At 40.6% G+C, this 15912-nt stretch carries 13 protein-coding genes (1 of these 13 running past the window's edge); 1 reads left to right on the forward strand and 12 read right to left on the reverse strand.

The features are described from left to right. Window positions 1-72: 72 nt before the first annotated feature. From IGL86_RS12695 to IGL86_RS12750, 12 genes are all read right to left on the reverse strand, one after another. Window positions 73-471, reverse strand: a complete 399-nt coding sequence (locus IGL86_RS12695) for a hypothetical protein (RefSeq protein ID WP_033625562.1) — start codon at window positions 469-471, stop codon at window positions 73-75. Between the two features lie 74 nt (window positions 472-545). Continuing rightward, the gene (locus IGL86_RS12700) at window positions 546-2099 is read right to left on the reverse strand and encodes a hydantoinase/oxoprolinase N-terminal domain-containing protein (protein ID WP_002360919.1); all 1554 of its coding nucleotides are present in this window, start codon (window positions 2097-2099) and stop codon (window positions 546-548) included. Next, window positions 2100-3194: a DUF917 domain-containing protein gene (locus IGL86_RS12705; RefSeq protein ID WP_010820367.1), complete on the reverse strand. Its 1095-nt coding sequence runs from the start codon at window positions 3192-3194 to the stop codon at window positions 2100-2102. It abuts the gene before it with no gap. Window positions 3195-3213: 19 nt separating this feature from the next. Continuing rightward, a complete protein-coding gene (locus IGL86_RS12710; RefSeq protein ID WP_430605619.1) occupies window positions 3214-4488 on the reverse strand; it encodes a cytosine permease in 1275 nt (424 codons plus the stop codon). 133 nt (window positions 4489-4621) lie between these two features. After that, entirely contained in the window at window positions 4622-6184 is a 1563-nt protein-coding gene (locus IGL86_RS12715; RefSeq protein ID WP_002354724.1) for a PucR family transcriptional regulator, read from the reverse strand. 23 nt (window positions 6185-6207) lie between these two features. Beyond that, on the reverse strand, window positions 6208-7455 hold the full coding sequence (locus IGL86_RS12720; RefSeq protein WP_002368523.1) for a peptidase U32 family protein: 1248 nt from the start codon (window positions 7453-7455) through the stop codon (window positions 6208-6210). A gap of 27 nt (window positions 7456-7482) precedes the next feature. Further along, a complete protein-coding gene (locus tag IGL86_RS12725) occupies window positions 7483-8403 on the reverse strand; it encodes a peptidase U32 family protein (protein WP_002354722.1) in 921 nt (306 codons plus the stop codon). A gap of 180 nt (window positions 8404-8583) precedes the next feature. Next, on the reverse strand, window positions 8584-9618 hold the full coding sequence (locus tag IGL86_RS12730) for an FUSC family protein (protein ID WP_002354721.1): 1035 nt from the start codon (window positions 9616-9618) through the stop codon (window positions 8584-8586). Between the two features lie 133 nt (window positions 9619-9751). Further along, on the reverse strand, window positions 9752-12247 hold the full coding sequence (locus IGL86_RS12735; RefSeq protein ID WP_002360915.1) for an ATP-dependent Clp protease ATP-binding subunit: 2496 nt from the start codon (window positions 12245-12247) through the stop codon (window positions 9752-9754). 2 nt (window positions 12248-12249) lie between these two features. Beyond that, on the reverse strand, window positions 12250-12717 hold the full coding sequence (locus IGL86_RS12740; RefSeq protein ID WP_002354715.1) for a CtsR family transcriptional regulator: 468 nt from the start codon (window positions 12715-12717) through the stop codon (window positions 12250-12252). 203 nt (window positions 12718-12920) lie between these two features. After that, window positions 12921-14150, reverse strand: coding sequence for an aminotransferase class I/II-fold pyridoxal phosphate-dependent enzyme (locus IGL86_RS12745; protein WP_025190606.1), 1230 nt, complete (start codon window positions 14148-14150; stop codon window positions 12921-12923). After that, window positions 14128-15435, reverse strand: coding sequence for a PTS sugar transporter subunit IIC (locus IGL86_RS12750; protein ID WP_010706948.1), 1308 nt, complete (start codon window positions 15433-15435; stop codon window positions 14128-14130). The genes IGL86_RS12745 and IGL86_RS12750 overlap by 23 nt, the downstream gene beginning before the upstream one ends. Before the next feature lie 145 nt (window positions 15436-15580). Between IGL86_RS12750 and IGL86_RS12755 the strand changes: the two genes are divergently transcribed. Continuing rightward, window positions 15581-15912, forward strand: partial view of a MurR/RpiR family transcriptional regulator gene (locus tag IGL86_RS12755; protein ID WP_002354705.1) — the beginning only. Its footprint extends 526 nt past the window's final position; only the first 332 of its 858 coding nucleotides appear in the window; its start codon is at window positions 15581-15583; the stop codon falls past the right edge of the window.

Below are 15912 nucleotides of genomic sequence, written 5' to 3' on the forward strand. Positions count from 1 at the left end.
TTTCAATTTGAACTTTCTCCCTTATTATCGCAAAAAATAGCAAAAAAAGACAGTCGTATTACTTACTTTTGTTTAGTTTTCTGCTGCTTCTGTTTTATTGATTCGTTCCGTAAAAGCACTGGGGGAAAGGAATTCAATCGTAGCATTGTCGAAGGGAATTCCTAAATCTTCTTTCGTTACGTTTGGATTCATTGTAATGACGTAAAGTGTTTTGCCTAAGGAAAGTGCAATCCCAATTTCTAAATAACTTAGTCGGTCAAAGTCACCATTAATAAAAACGTAGGTTGCTTCGTGAAGATACCGTTTTATCACTTCAATATCTGTAAACATTCCGGTTTGAACACAATCTGCTAACCCGAAGCCCACTGCACCCATACAGCCATGCTCATCTTCAAACAGCTGAGGATCTACCAAAAGGTCCGTTTGAATACGAGGGTTTTGACCAATTTGGTAGGCGAATAATTTAGCCATAGTTATTCCTCCTTCTTTTTCTTTTACTATAGCACAAAAAGGAAACCCTCATATGCCAGAGGATTTCCTTTCTTTTAGTACATATTCCCAACCACTTTTACTCGTAAGCGGGTTGCATTTTCTGGATGATAGGCAAGTGGTGTTTCTTCCACCTCGACTAACTCGATTGTGCCAGGGACTGCACCCGCAAGTTCAGCTTGTTGGACGGCTTTTTCTTGGGCATCAGTCAACGCCGCATCCCGTTGGATTTTTGAATAGACATAAATTTGTTCGTATTGTCCGCTAATCTGAGCGATAGAGGCACCGATGGCATTCGCCACTGCTCCGTTTTCGTTGCGAATTAGCGCTTTAACGCCTGTCAATTCTTCGGGGATGATAATACTCCCACCACCAACTAAAACGACCGTCACGTCTGCGGAACTGGTCTTCATGCGATCAATCGCTTCACTGACCAATTCGCCAATTTTTTGGTACACTTTTTCCGCAAACGCTTGGTCTAAATGAGCCACTTTGCTAGGATCACCGACTTGGGCATGGCCTAAGCGAACCGCAATATCAGTGGTCGTTAATTGTGTGCCGCCAAAAACAAGGGCCTCTTGTGTAATACGGTAGCCGACACTATCGGGGCCAACTGTCACAGAACCATCTGGTTGTTCACGCACTAGACTGCCGCCGCCGACACCGATTGACACGATATCTGGCATTCTAAAATTAGTCCGTACCCCGCCAACATCAACGGCCAGTGAAGATTCTCTTGGAAAGCCATCCACTAACACGCCAATGTCTGACGTTGTGCCACCAACATCTAAAACAACCGCATCTTTCAAGCCGGCTAAGTAAGAAGCCCCACGAATACTATTGGTTGGTCCACAAGCAATGGTTAAAATAGGAAACTGTTTGGCATACGTTAACGACATTAACGTACCATCATTTTGACATAAGTACACTTGGGCGTGATGAATTTTTTCTTGTTCTAAGGCTTGTTCAAAGCCCTCGCTGGTCACTTTAATTACTTTGTGCAACGCAGCATTCAAAATTGTCGCATTTTCCCGTTCAATTAAACCGACAGACCCAATCATTGAGGAGCAAGATACAGGAACATCTGCCCCTAACACTTCCTTCGCAAGTGCTTGAACAAACAATTCTTGGTCATTTTTTAAAGAAGAAAAAACGCCAATTACTGCGATTGCCTCTACTTCTCCTCGCCAAGAGGCCAAAATCCCACGTAATTCTTCTTCGTCCAGTGCAGTCAATGGTTGTCCATCATATTCGTAGCCGCCATGTGCTAAAGCATACGTTTCTGAAAGAGTGGCCACTAAATCCTTGGGCCAAGCTGTGTAAGGCAAGACCGAAGCGGTTGCTGGATAGCCCAAACGAAGGACCCCAACTTTTGCTAATTTTTTTCGCTCAACAATGGCATTCGTACATTGGGTCGTGCCCAACATTGCATGTGTGACTTTGGTTGGGTCCACTGCTGATTCTGCCAAGACTTTATTTAAGGCACCGGCAATCCCTGTTTGAATATCATCGGTTGTTGGAACTTTCACTGAATGAATCAAGTTTAATTGATGATCTAAAATAACAGCATCTGTATTTGTGCCGCCGACATCGATACCGATTTTATACATTTATTTTTCCTCCTTCGCTACTAAGTTTTCTAGTGGTTGATAATCCATTTCGTAGCCGAAATACCGAGGACCCACTGTTTCGATACCTTTTTTCGTTCGCCAAGCGGCATTCGCTTTCAAGCCCATTACTTGGACACGTTTGCCGTATTTCAAGCTTTCTGTTGTCACAGGCGTTAAAGTTTCTAAATCTACCATACAAATCAAATCAGGCGTCATCGCAATCACCTGACCATCTTTCTCGGCAATTAAATTTTCATTTTGAAAATGGACGACTGCTTCTGAACCAGCATCACTGTTTAAGCCACTCAATTTGACACGTCCCAAATTGAAGCCACCTTTTACTTCTCGTTCCACATCTAGAATTTTTCCTTGGAACAATTCAAAGCCATCCGTAACTTCTACTAATGCTTGGCGTTTTTCTTGTTCATCTGCATAGGTACCTCGAATCACTTTGCCAATTTCTTCTGATAATGTCACGATGTTGTGAATACCATAGTCTTGTAATTGTTTGCCTGTCGCGGGATAAATGCTCACTAAAGCACTGGCGCCCATTTCAACCGTTTGAACACGAGCAAGACGTTCTGTCCAAGTATTATCAATCGTTTCCATAATGCCAATATTTCCTTTTTCATCGGTAATTGCCATAGGGGTCGCTGACATCCCATTCAAATGGAACGTTACCATAGGCAATTCTGGAAAGGCCCGACCCATACCATCACAATCCACCAAGGGAATGCCTAGCTTCGCTGCAACAACAATTGGAATCATTGAATTGACGCCCCCAGCTTCCATTGGAAAGGTTCCCGCAATCGTTTCTTGGTCTAAATATTTTCCTAACTTCTCAAAGACACGGACGAATTCGTCGCCTTTGGGAAATTTTTCAATTGCGACAGATGGGGCACCCATCATTGCGGCGGGTAGGAAAAAATCCTCCGCGGCAATTTCTTCTGGAGAAACCAGTTTGACAGGTCCGTTTTCTTCGATGGCGGACAAAGCCATCATTTTACCAATGTAGGGATCACCGCCACCTCCTGTCCCTAAAAAAGCTGCTCCTGTAGCTATATTCTCAATTGCTTCTGCATCTAAATAACGCATTCTCCGACACTCCTCTTCTTCATTCCATTTCTAATGATTCGGTGTTCGTCTGTTGACGTTTTGCACCGAAATAATAAATAACAAACGATAAAACAATGCCAATTAGCGGTTGGTTAGGCAATTGAGGGGCATTGGGAAAGAAACTCATAATCACCGGAATGCCCCCCACTGCAGCACCAATTAGCCATGAAAAAACACCTAATTTATTCACGCCAGGCGTTGGCTGCCATTTGGTTCGATCGCCTTTGTTAATCAACCAATAGGCAACAATCATTACACCAGCCACTGGTGGAACCATCGCAGAAAGGACAGACATAATCGGCGTAAAGTAATTTAAGATCCCCACAACTGCTAATAAGGTTCCAATGGCGCCGGCCGCACCGACAGCGACTTTTTCTTTTTCTTTTGGAATATCAAAGACATTAATCAAGGCCAGTCCGCCAGAAAAAGCATTCACGGCATTCGTGGTCCAAGTTGCTAAAATTAGCGCAATAATTCCTAAAACTGGAAAACCGAGATTCATAAAAACTTCCGTGATATCTGCGGTGTTCGAAGCAATGGTCAAGACCGCACCAACGCCAATCATCAACAAGCCTGTCGGTAAAATCCCTAAGGTGGCCGCTTTAACCACATCTTTACGAGAAGAAACATATTGAGAGTAATCTCCAGCAATTACTGCGCCTAATGCAAAAGAACCGACAGTCATTGAAAGACCTGACATAAAGCTTCCTGCTGTTTGAGGTGTATATTGACTAACAGCTTCCCAACCGTTGTTTCTTAACGAAGCCACCAAGCCATAAAGACAAACCAGAACTAACACAGGAACCGCAAAATAATTCAGAATTTTCAATATTTTTATGCCATAAAGAGCCGAAATAAGCATGATAACTCCCCAGATTAAGGAAGAAAGCGACACAGGTAAATCAATGCCGTAAATTTTTAAAAAGTTCGTGAAAGCGCCGCCGCTGACATTGGCTTGCAAACCAAACCAACCTAAGCAAGCAATCGCTAGAATAATGGAAATAATCTTTTGCGAACCTTGAATGCCAAACACTTGAGAAGCGACTTTGACAGAAGGTTCTTGTAAGTCGGAACTTTGAATTCCTTGTAAAATCATTAAAATAACAATAATACCGTAACCAATAAATCCTGTTAACAAAGCTTCCCATAAAGGCATGCCTGCAACTAACGTTCCTCCAATAATTAATCCTGGCACGCTAATCATTGCGCCCGCCCAAACAAATGCTAAGCTAAGCCACGATTGTTGTTGCTCGTTTTTTAATTTCATTCTCATTCCTCCTTAATTATTTTTTCAATTATAACGAAAAATCAGTCATAGGTCTTTTTCAAATTGAAAAAAATATCGAGGAAGTTTTGGCTTAAAATAAAAAAGCAGACAATCGGCTACTGCCGATTGTCTGCTTTTTTCATTCATTCGTGACCAAGCGATATAAGATCATCGCCAAATAGACTTCATAGGCTTCGGCGGCGTTAGTCATATCATAGCCGAGCGCTTCATTAATTTTACTGATACGATATTTGACCGTATTTTTATGAACAAATAGGCGTTCGCCGCATTCTTTAAAATCACTACTTGCATCTAGTAAAAACGTTCCTAATGTCATTAACTGCTCTGATTCTTTTAAGAGAGGTTGGATAACTGCTAAGCGTTGTTGGATGGCTTCTTCTCCTGCTTGGAGACACGTCATCATTTGTTGAACTGTACGAATTTCCGCGATTGATAACACTTTTCTTTGTGGATAGACACGCTTTAAAAACGGCGCGACTTGATTAGCAGTTTGGTAGCTGACACGCACTTCAGTCGTGTTACGAACTTTCGGACAAAGGATGATTTCACCTAAATAGTCCTGATAGTCTGTGGCTTGCAAGTATTCTTTACTAATCGTGGCTTCAGGCTGTTTGTGTAAATAATTACCTAAGAGAACAATCAGGTAATTTTCTGTTTGCTGGACAATCGTTGTTTGGTAATAGTAACGTAGGAAATCTTTCAAATCTTGCTGAATAGCGTGGATTTCTTGTCCTTGTTGCCAAATAGGCAAAAGCCACATCGTTTCGACAGAAGAAATATCAATCATTAATTTTTTGGCTAATTGGTACATCTTATCACTTTCATCGTTAATGATTGCTTGGACTAAGGCATACTCACTGACTTCGTCATAGTTTTTCCCCCATAAATTCAGAGCCATCTGAACGACTTCCACCGCTTGATTCATCTCAAAAGAGGTTAACTGCTCTTCTTCTCGAATGAAGTAAAGCTTCAATGTTTGTCCATCTTTCTGAGGAAGTTTTTGCGAGGTAATGAAGTAGGTCGTTTCTCCCAACGCTACTTTCTCTTGTGATTGATAAAGTAACTTGGTTAAGGGTAATTTCGTGCTTCGCGGCCAATTGATGGTGCTGATGATTTCATTGGTATAGGTGGTTAACGCAATGTTGACTTTTAAAAAATCGGATAGGATTTTCAAGGTCATTTCCACACTGCGGTTTTGTTCAGGCAAAAGGGAAACTTTTTCCAAGAGGTCCGTTGCAAAAGAAGCCATTTTATTTTTATTGACTAACAATTTCATGACTTCATAAATGACTTCGTTGTAGCGTAATGTGGGATCATTTTTAGGCATTTGGATTAAAATAAAACCTAAAGAATCCGCTAATTGAATCACTTCCTCTGCAACTTTCGGTACGATAATCCCAACGTAGTACAAGATTAGGCCTACTTCGCCTAATTCATGGAGATGCCGAATCGTTTCACATTGCTTCACCACATCATGACGAATGGCACAAAATGAACCAATCAAAATTTCGCCAGCATGGTATTCATTTGTTTTGTGAAGTTTTTCCGAAAACAAAGACATATCAGAGACTTCTAAAAAAGAAAGAGAAGCAACAGATGTGTCCAATTGGTTTTTACCAGAAAGTACCGTTGCTTCTCGCAAAGACGGTAATTTTAATAAATCATTCACGCGGACACTCATAATTACTCCTCCTTTTGGCTGGTTTATTTTTTCTTACGAATCATATCGCCGACTGCAACAGGTTGCGTCACTTCCATTGTTAATAACATCATGGGATTAGGTGCCCGATCGATCGCTTCACCGTCTTCATTATACATCTCTTTAACGGTTTGGTGGAAATGGGTAAACCCGGGACCATAAAATTCAATTTCATCGCCGACACTGAAAAGGTTCCGTTGACGAATTGTCGCGACTTGCGTCTTTTCGTTGTACGCAATCACTTCGCCAACAAATTTATATTGTGGAATTTTACGACGTTCGCCGAATAATTGTTCATTTTCACTTGGTGTATTGTAATAAAAACCAGTTGCTAATTCACGTTGTGCTACTTTCCATAATTCATCAATCCACTCTTGTTGGCAGACATAGTTTTCAGGATCTTCCATGTAAGAATCGACGGCTTTTTTATACACATTAGCGACTGTCGAAACATAGTGAATGGATTTCATGCGGCCTTCAATTTTAAAACTATCGACACCATTTTCAATTAATTCTGGAATATGTTCAATCATAGACATATCTACGGCGCTCATTGAAAACTCTTCTTCAACTTCCCCTTCACTGGTTTTGCTCCGACGTTCTGTCCCAAAAGGCATATCAAATAACTCGTATTTCCAACGACAAGATTGAGAGCAACCGCCACGATTGGCATCCCGCATCGACATATGGTTGGATAAAGTACAACGTCCTGAATATGAAATACACATTGCTCCATGAATAAAGGCTTCAATCTCAATGTCCGTATTTTCACGAATCGCTGCAACTTCCTCCATTGAAACTTCGCGCGCTAATACCACACGTTCTAAGCCTTCATTTTTCCAAAATTCTAATGTTTCATAGTTGGTTGCTGAAGCTTGTGTCGATAAATGGATAGGTAAACCTGGTGCTTCTGTCGCACAAATTTCGATTAAAGCTGGATCGGAAACAATCACAGCTGAAATTCCGATGTCTCGCAATTCTCTGAAAAACGCTCCTGCCCCTTCCTGGTTTCCTTCATGAGTGACCATATTGGCAGCGACATAAACTTTCGCATTATGTTCGCGGGCAAAGGCTACGCCTTCCGCCATTTCTTCTGGCGTGAAATTTCCTGCGCGGCTACGCAGACCGTAGGCATTCCCTCCGATATAAACGGCATCGGCACCGTAACGAATTGCGACTTTTAGTTTTTCTAGCGTCCCGGCTGGAGCCAACACCTCGGGACGCTTCAATGTTCGTTCTGTCATTACTTTCATGTTCTTCTTCCCCTTAAATGAATCAATTTATTTTATTGCATCGGCACTTAAATCAAAGAAACCATTGTCTAAGCCACGACCTGTTGGATGTAATTTTTCAATTTCAGCTGTTGCATGAGCTGCTTGATCTTCTGACCAAGTTCCCGCTTCAAGTGCTGCTTTCGCTTCAGCAAATAAGCGAGCAATCGCGACAAAATTTTCACCTGGCGTGTAAAGGCCATCGAGCTTCCATGTACGATAGTGATGGTCATACAAGTTTGTTAACTCATTCATCAAGTTCACATCGTTATTGGCAAAAATATGCGTACCATGACTATCTTCATAAATGGAATAGTGGGTTTCTGGTTTTTTGGGTTCAGAAATAAACAGCCCTTCGTCTTTCGTAACCCCTTTGTCGTTCTTTGTGTAATTGTAGTAATTTTGAATTAATGGGCGTTTCGATTGATGAATACACGTCGCCCCATAGACAAGAATTTCAGCTGGAACTGCTAAGTTCTCTTCCATTGCGACCATTTCTTCAAAAGGTACTTCCCGAGCTAGGACAGCTCCGATGGCTCCTCGTTTACTCCAAAAATTGATTTGACGTGAGCTCGTTACTAAGGTTTCGCCATCATAAACGTAAGGAATTTCTAATCCATCTCGTTGCATAATAAACACAATACCTGGATCACCCAAAGTAATTTTATCGACGTTGATTTCTTTTAAAAATGTCAGATACTCTGGGACTAATTTCATTTTTTCAGGGTGCATAATGCCATTTACTGCAACTAGCACTTGTTTGCCCATTTCATGTGCACGTTTCACAATCTCGCGTTGTTCATCTCGTGTAAAAGATACGGGCAAACGCAACCCGAATGTTTCTTCTCCAATATATAATGTATCCACACCTGTTGCGAGTAATTCTACAGCCTGCTCAACAGATTCTGCAGTTGCAATCAGTTCAATCATAAATATAGCCTCCTTCTTTATGACCGTTTAATAGTATCATACGTTCACAAACTTTAAAAGAGCCTATCTGTATTAAACGTACATTTTTCACAATGTTTCCGAAAAAAATTTTGGTAGAAAAGCGCCAACCGCTTACCTACCAAATGCTCTTTTTTTAATTACTGGTCATCTGTTCTTTGGTCACTCGTTCAAGTGGTATTTTCGTTCATAAAACGTTACTACAACGGTGAATAGCCACGCTGCCGCTAAGCCTAACAAGCTGCCTAAAACAATCCCCAAAAAGCGGAATTGAATCAACGTTATCACGTACTGCTGACGAACGAGCAATGAAAGCATCAGAGCCATAGGCGTTGTGAAAAATTGCGCCAATCCATAATTACGACGAATAAAATACTCAACGGTCACAAATAAGATTGTAATCACGACAATCGATTCAAAAGTTGTCAAAGCTAAATTAAGCAGAAAAGCGGAAATAACCAAACCAATCGTTGTGCCAAAAATTCGCTGAATATTTCGCTGCTTAATCGCACGTAAATTGTCTCCTTGTAAAATGGATGCACAGGAAACGACTAACCAATACGGATTCTGTAAATGTAAACTTTCGCTGATATATACAGCAAAAAATAAGACAAAGCTATAATATATGCTATCTAATGGCGCTTCTGGATGCCGATAAATTCGTTCCCGTAATGATCGCTTAGCTAGCGGGGCACTGATTTCCTTCTCTGTAAAATGCAACACTAGTGCAAACAAAATAGAAAAGCCAATACCTAATAACATACAGCCACTCATGAACGGAATTTTTGCTAACGGAATACTCGTACTGGCACCCATCGCTGTCACCATCACACCAAAGAAGGCCCCTGGTTTTGAAATATCGTAGACTTCAAAGAAAAAGCGGCCACCAAAACCGACCAGTGCAACAACAATGGGAATGAGCCATGCAATATGGGTCGATAACATGCCTAACAAATTTCCTAAAAAAAGGTAACTACCGACCACAGATAAACGAGTCATTAACTGTTTTAATGGTAACGGCTGATAATATAAAAAAGTAAAAATACCTAACGAGCCAAAGCTTGAAATCAATAATTGATGATTGATATAGCCCAAAAAAAGAATGCTGAACATAACCAAGCCAGCAAACACTAGTCGAAAAGGATTATCCTTTGGACGCTGATAATGTAGTAATTCTCGAAAAAAAGATTGTTCCATTCCATCACCCCTCCTTATTAACGTAGCACAGAAAAATCAATCTGGCAATTCTCAAAAAGAAATCGCCACTGGAAAATAGAAAAGCCTGGCATAAAAACCCTAAATGGTTTTTGTACCAGACTTCGCATCTCATCTATACAGTTTGTAATTCTTTCGCTTCTGTCTTTGGTGCTTTTGGTGCCCGCACATTTAACGTGATTTTGCCTTTGCTAGCGCCTAAAGTTACTTTATCCCCTAACTGAATTTGACCAGAAAGAAGGGCTTCACTTAAACGATCTTCCACTTCTTTTTGCAAGGCCCGACGAATTGGACGTGCGCCATATTCTGGATCAAACCCGACTTTACCAATAACTTCAATTGCAGCTGGTGTGATTTTCACTTTAACCTCTTGTTCGGCCATCCGTTTCACGACAGATTGACTCATAATTTTTACGATTTCATGAATTTCCTCTTGTTTCAAGGAATGGAAGACAACCGTTTCATCAATTCGGTTTAAGAATTCTGGACGGAAGGCTTTTTTCAATTCTTCCATGATTCGTTTTTGCATTAATTCATGATTTTTAGAAATGTCTTTCACATTGAAGCCAACATGTTTTTCTTCACGAATCGCTGTTGCTCCTAAGTTGGAGGTCATGATTAAAATCGTGTTACGAAAATCGACTTTTCGTCCTTTGGCATCCGTTAAATGGCCATCATCTAAGACTTGTAATAAAATATTAAAGACATCTGGATGGGCTTTTTCTACTTCATCTAGCAAAATAACGGAATAAGGACGTTGACGAATTTTTTCAGTTAGTTGGCCGCCTTCTTCGTAGCCGACATAACCTGGAGGAGAACCGATTAAACGGCTAGTACTGTATTTTTCCATAAACTCAGACATGTCCACGCGAATCAAAGCTTCTTCGCTGCCAAACATCGCTTCGGCTAAGGCTTTGGCAAGTTCTGTTTTCCCAACCCCAGTTGGTCCTAAGAACATGAAGGAACCAATCGGTCTTGCTGGGTCTTTCAAGCCACTACGCGCACGACGGATAGCGCGTGAAACAGCTTCAACTGCTTCATTTTGGCCAACGACCCGTTGATGTAAAATGGTTTCTAATTCCATCAATCGTTCGCTTTCTTTCTTCTCTAGCTGCTGCAAAGGAACGCCTGTCCATTGTGAAACAACCCCAGCCACGTCTTCTTCTGTTACTTGTGTACTGTAACCAGACAGACTTTTTTCTTTCACTGCAATCAATTCTTCTAGTTTTTCCATCACTTGTTTTTCTTTTTGACGAATCCGAGCAGCACTTTCAAATGATTGGTTTTGAATGGCCTCTTCTTTTTCCGTAATTAATTGAGAAATTTCGGTACGCAATTCATTAATTTCTGAAGGTTGATCTGCCTTATCTAAACGAACTTTTGCTGCAGATTCGTCCATTAAATCAATTGCTTTATCTGGTAATTGGCGGTCATTTAAATAGCGAATCGATAATTGAACCGCCGCATGTAGAGCTTCATCTGTAATTTCTACGCCATGATGTTTTTCATAGCGTGAACGCAAGCCTTTTAGAATTTCTTCTGCTTCTTCTGGGGTTGGTTCTGCTACTTGAATACGGGCAAAACGACGTTCCAAAGCGGCATCTTTTTCAATATATTTTTGGTATTCATCCAGAGTTGTCGCACCAATTGTTTGCAACTCGCCACGTGCTAAAGCAGGTTTTAAAATATTTGAAGCATCAATCGCCCCTTCTGCACCGCCAGCACCGATCAAGGTATGCAATTCGTCGATAAATAAAATGACTTGTCCATCTTGATAGATTTCATCGACAACTTTTTTCAAGCGATCTTCGAACTCACCTCGATATTTGGTTCCAGCAACCAAGGCACCCATGTCTAGCATCATTAAACGTTTGCCTTGCATATCTTCAGGGACTTCTCGGTTGACAATTTTCTGGGCTAACCCTTCTGCTATCGCTGTTTTCCCAACACCTGGTTCACCGACTAAGACAGGATTGTTTTTGGTACGGCGACTCAAAATTTGAATCAAACGACGAACTTCGGTCCCGCGACCAACTACTGGATCCAAGCTTTGTTCTCGTGCTAATTTGGTTAAATCCCTCGCTAAAGAATCCAATGTTGGCGTCCCTTGTGGCGTATTTTTATTTTGACCATTCCGACGACGTTGTGCGCCATTGGGTTCGGAAACGCCCATTTTTTTCAATAATAATTGACGCATTTTGGATAAGCTTAATCCCAAATTCACTAAAATTCTAGACGCTAAAATTTCTTCGTCTCTTAACAAGCCTAATAATAAATGCTCGGTACCAATCTTTTGAGCCCCTAAGCGCTTCGCTTCATCTCCCGCATAGGCAAAGATTTGTTTGGCTCTTGGTGAATAAGGTAAGTATAAGTTGTTATTCCCCATCGGACTTTGCATGGTGCCATAGCCACTTAAATGCTCAATTTCTTCACGGATGTCTTCTGTGTCAGTATTCAATTGTCGTAATGTTTTTCCGGCAATCCCATTTGGTTCTAAAACGAGTGCTAATAATAAATGTTCAGAACCGACGGATTGGTGACGAAAATACTTCGCTTCTTCTTGGGCAATCGCCAGTACGGCTTTCGCACTTTCTGTAAATAGTTCATCCATAGTTATTCCTCCTCATAGCTCAAACGCTCTAAAAATGAACGCATTATTTGAGCTCTTAGAAAATCTTCGTGATTCCCCAGACCATTCAATGTGCTTTTACTTAAAGCAGCTAGCATTAAATTGCCTTCCTTTTTCGTAATCACTTCTTCTTCATACAATGTTTGAATAAATGTTAGCGCATCTTTTTCTGTTAAGGTTGCGCCAATCAATTGATCCATTTGTTTTAGTAATTGATCGTTATCTGAAATTTGTACTTTGACAATGCGAATATAGCCGCCTCCACCACGTTTACTTTCAACTGCGTAGCCTCGTTGGATGGTAAAACGTGTATTAATTACATAGTTAATTTGTGAAGGAACGCAATTAAATAAATTAGCCATTTCCGCCCGACGGATTTCAATTTTATTACTTTCTTCTAAAATCTTTTTTAAATAAGCCTCGATTAAATCTGACGTATTTTGATTACTCATAGTCTTCCATCCTTCTTCTCTCTTGACTAATATTGACCATTATTATATCGAACTTTGCCTATTAAATAAAGAGGAACGCTTTGACTTTAATAAAAAAATGCAAAACAGGAGGAGCAACCTCAGTCAAACTGACTTAAGTTCCCCTCCTAAAGTTGAAAATATGTTATTGAATTACAGGCAGACAATGGCTCCGCCTTAATGTCTCACAAAAACGATTCTTCGCCGTAGGCTTGATCCAAGGCTTGTTGAATATCTTCGATAATAGATGTTGGCTCTTCCAAACCAACGTACATGCGAATGTGCGCTGGCGACAAGCCTCTTTTCTGAACAGCCGCCAAGTTATTGCCTTTGAATACAGGCAAGGCCAAACTTTCAAAACCACCCCAACTGACCCCAATTGTGACCAACGTCAATGCATTCACAAATGTTTTCAAACGTTCAAAATCGGTATCTTTTAAATCAATCGCAAACAATGAGCCATAACCTGTTAAATATTTTTCTGCTAACGCTTGTTGTTGTTGATTTCCTACAAAAGGATGATATAAGCGACTGATTCGCGGATCCTTTTGCAAAGCCGACAGCACCGTTTGGATGGCTTGAGACTGATGCGCCAACCGAACGGGCATGGTACGAATACCTCGTAACGCTAACCAAGAATTGAAGGGACTATTGACTGCGCCTAATGCTTGATGACCATGTTCAAAAATTTGATCTACAAGCGCTGCTTTGCCAATGACAGCCCCTGCTACAATATCCGAATGACCACCAATATATTTGGAACAAGAATGAATCACCAGGTCCACATTATGGCATAAAGGATGCTGAAATAACGGTGACGCCCACGTATTATCAATGACAGTGTATGCGCCGATTTTTTGTGCTAACGCAGTTATTTTTTCTAAATCTAGCAGTTCAAACTTTTGTGAGGACGGACTTTCAAAGTAAATGACTTTGGTGTTTTCCTGAACAAATTGAAAAAGTTCTTCTGTTTCTGCAACGTCTACTCGGGTCAAGGATACGCCAAATTTCTCTAAATATTGCACAAACGAAACAGATTCTCCATAAATTGTATTGACCATTAAAACATGATCACCTTGTTGGAGCAACGTAAACAGCGTTGCCGAAATAGCGCCCATTCCTGAGGCAAAAACTTTACATTTTTCTCCACGTTCCAAACGAGCAATTTTTTTCTCTAAAATTTCTGTTGTGGGGTTGGTGCCACGTGTGTAAACATAATTATTTTTTTCATCTATACTCGCTGCCATAAATTCTTCGTAAGTTGGAAAATAAAAGGAAGAGGTTTGAACCAACTCGGGCACCATCGGATGATACATTTTTTCCATTCCTTTTTCCACTTCACAGCAAATATTTTCATCATTCTCAACATGCATTTCCTTCACTCCTCTTTCTCTACAATGTTTCTGGTACTTCATGGGCTTCTTCTTTTTGATATTGTCGATCTAAGGCTTTTACAAATGGATAATAAATAACGACACTAGCGGCAACAGCTAAAACTTGCGTCACTGCACCTTGCCATTTCCCCACTAAAAAGCCCGAAAACAGAAAGGGCGTAGCCCATGGTGCTTGAATGTTTGTAAACATTGGCATGAACCCAATTTTCATTGACAGAAAGGCAATCAAGACCGATACAATCGGCGCGACCGCAATCGGAATCAATAATAAAGGGTTAAAAATAACTGGGAGTCCAAAAATCAAGGGTTCATTAATGTTGAAAAATGCTGGAACAAACGAAATTTTCGACATGGCTTTCATTCTAGATGAATGTCCGACGATGGCCATTGCAATAGCCAAGCCAATCGTGCAACCAGCGCCTCCAATTGTAGCAAATTGATCGAGCATTTGGACCGTGCCAAAGTTGCCATTTTGAGCAGTTAATTGTCCTAATTCCGCTAAGCTTTGGTTTTTGTCTGCATTCGCATATAAAATAGGATATAGCATGGAATTGATGACAGTTGGATGAATCCCGAACCACCAGAACAGTCCATTTAAGCCAGCCACAATAATAATTGCAAAAGGGGTTCCGATTAAACCTTGCAGTGGCGCTTGAATCACCGCATAAATTAATTGCGGGAAGGAATCCGCAAACGAAAGCCCAATCCCATTAATCAATAAAGCCACCGCTACCACAAAAATCCCAGGAATCAATGCACTAAAAGCTTGGCTCACCATAGAAGGCACGCTGTCAGGCATTTTGATGACTAATTTTTTCTTAATACAGAAACGAGTCAACTCAACCGAAAGAATTGACATAATAATGGCCGTAATCACCCCTTGCGTTCCTAACCAATCAAACGATAAAACTTTCGTCACAACTTCGCCTGATTCAGTGGTCACCGTTTTCGGTAAAACGACTACGTAAGCGACAATTCCTAAAATTAATGAAGTTAAACGATCCATTTCGTAACTTTCCGCCAATTTATAGGACATCGTCCCGGCAAAAATAATTCCCATCATGTTGAAAGTTGCTCGATAAGCTGGTGAAATCATATCCGCCCAACCTGCACCGAAAATTCCAGCCATAAAATCGCCATACCCTGCTACTGGAAAATCTGTAATCAACATAAAAATCGATCCAATAATTGTTAACGGCATAATCGCAAAAAAACCATTTCTTAAGGCTTGAAAATAACGTAAACTTGTAATCCTTGAAACTTTAGGCACTACGGCTTGCTCCACCCAGTTTGTTAACTTATCCATTTCACTTCTCTCCTTAATCCTTTGTGATATCCTCATCATAAAGAAACCGCTTTCTGATGTAAATACGACTAACTGATTCTGTAACTATGTTTCATAATTCATACGCTTAAGGTATACTGAAAGCGAAACAAAGTACCACAGAGAGGTGAACCCATTGAATCTAATCGAATGTTTAGAACAAAAAGAACGCTATACATATAACGAAGGGCTAATTATTGATTTTATTTTATCTCATACTGAACGAGTCCTGCATATGTCGATTTATGAACTAGCAGAAGCCACCAACTCTTCAACTTCCACGATTGTTCGTTTGTGTAAAAAAACAGAAACTAGCGGTTTCAAAGAATTTAAAATCCGCTTGTCCCGCGACTTAGAAATTCACTACCAAGCAATCCGGAATGTTGATGCGAATATGCCTTTTTTAGCGCAAGATTCTGATTTACTAATTGCCAAGAAAATTGCGCAGTTAACGACTGA

Source organism: Enterococcus sp. DIV0774, assembly GCF_050539095.1.
Lineage (GTDB): Bacteria > Bacillota > Bacilli > Lactobacillales > Enterococcaceae > Enterococcus > Enterococcus faecalis.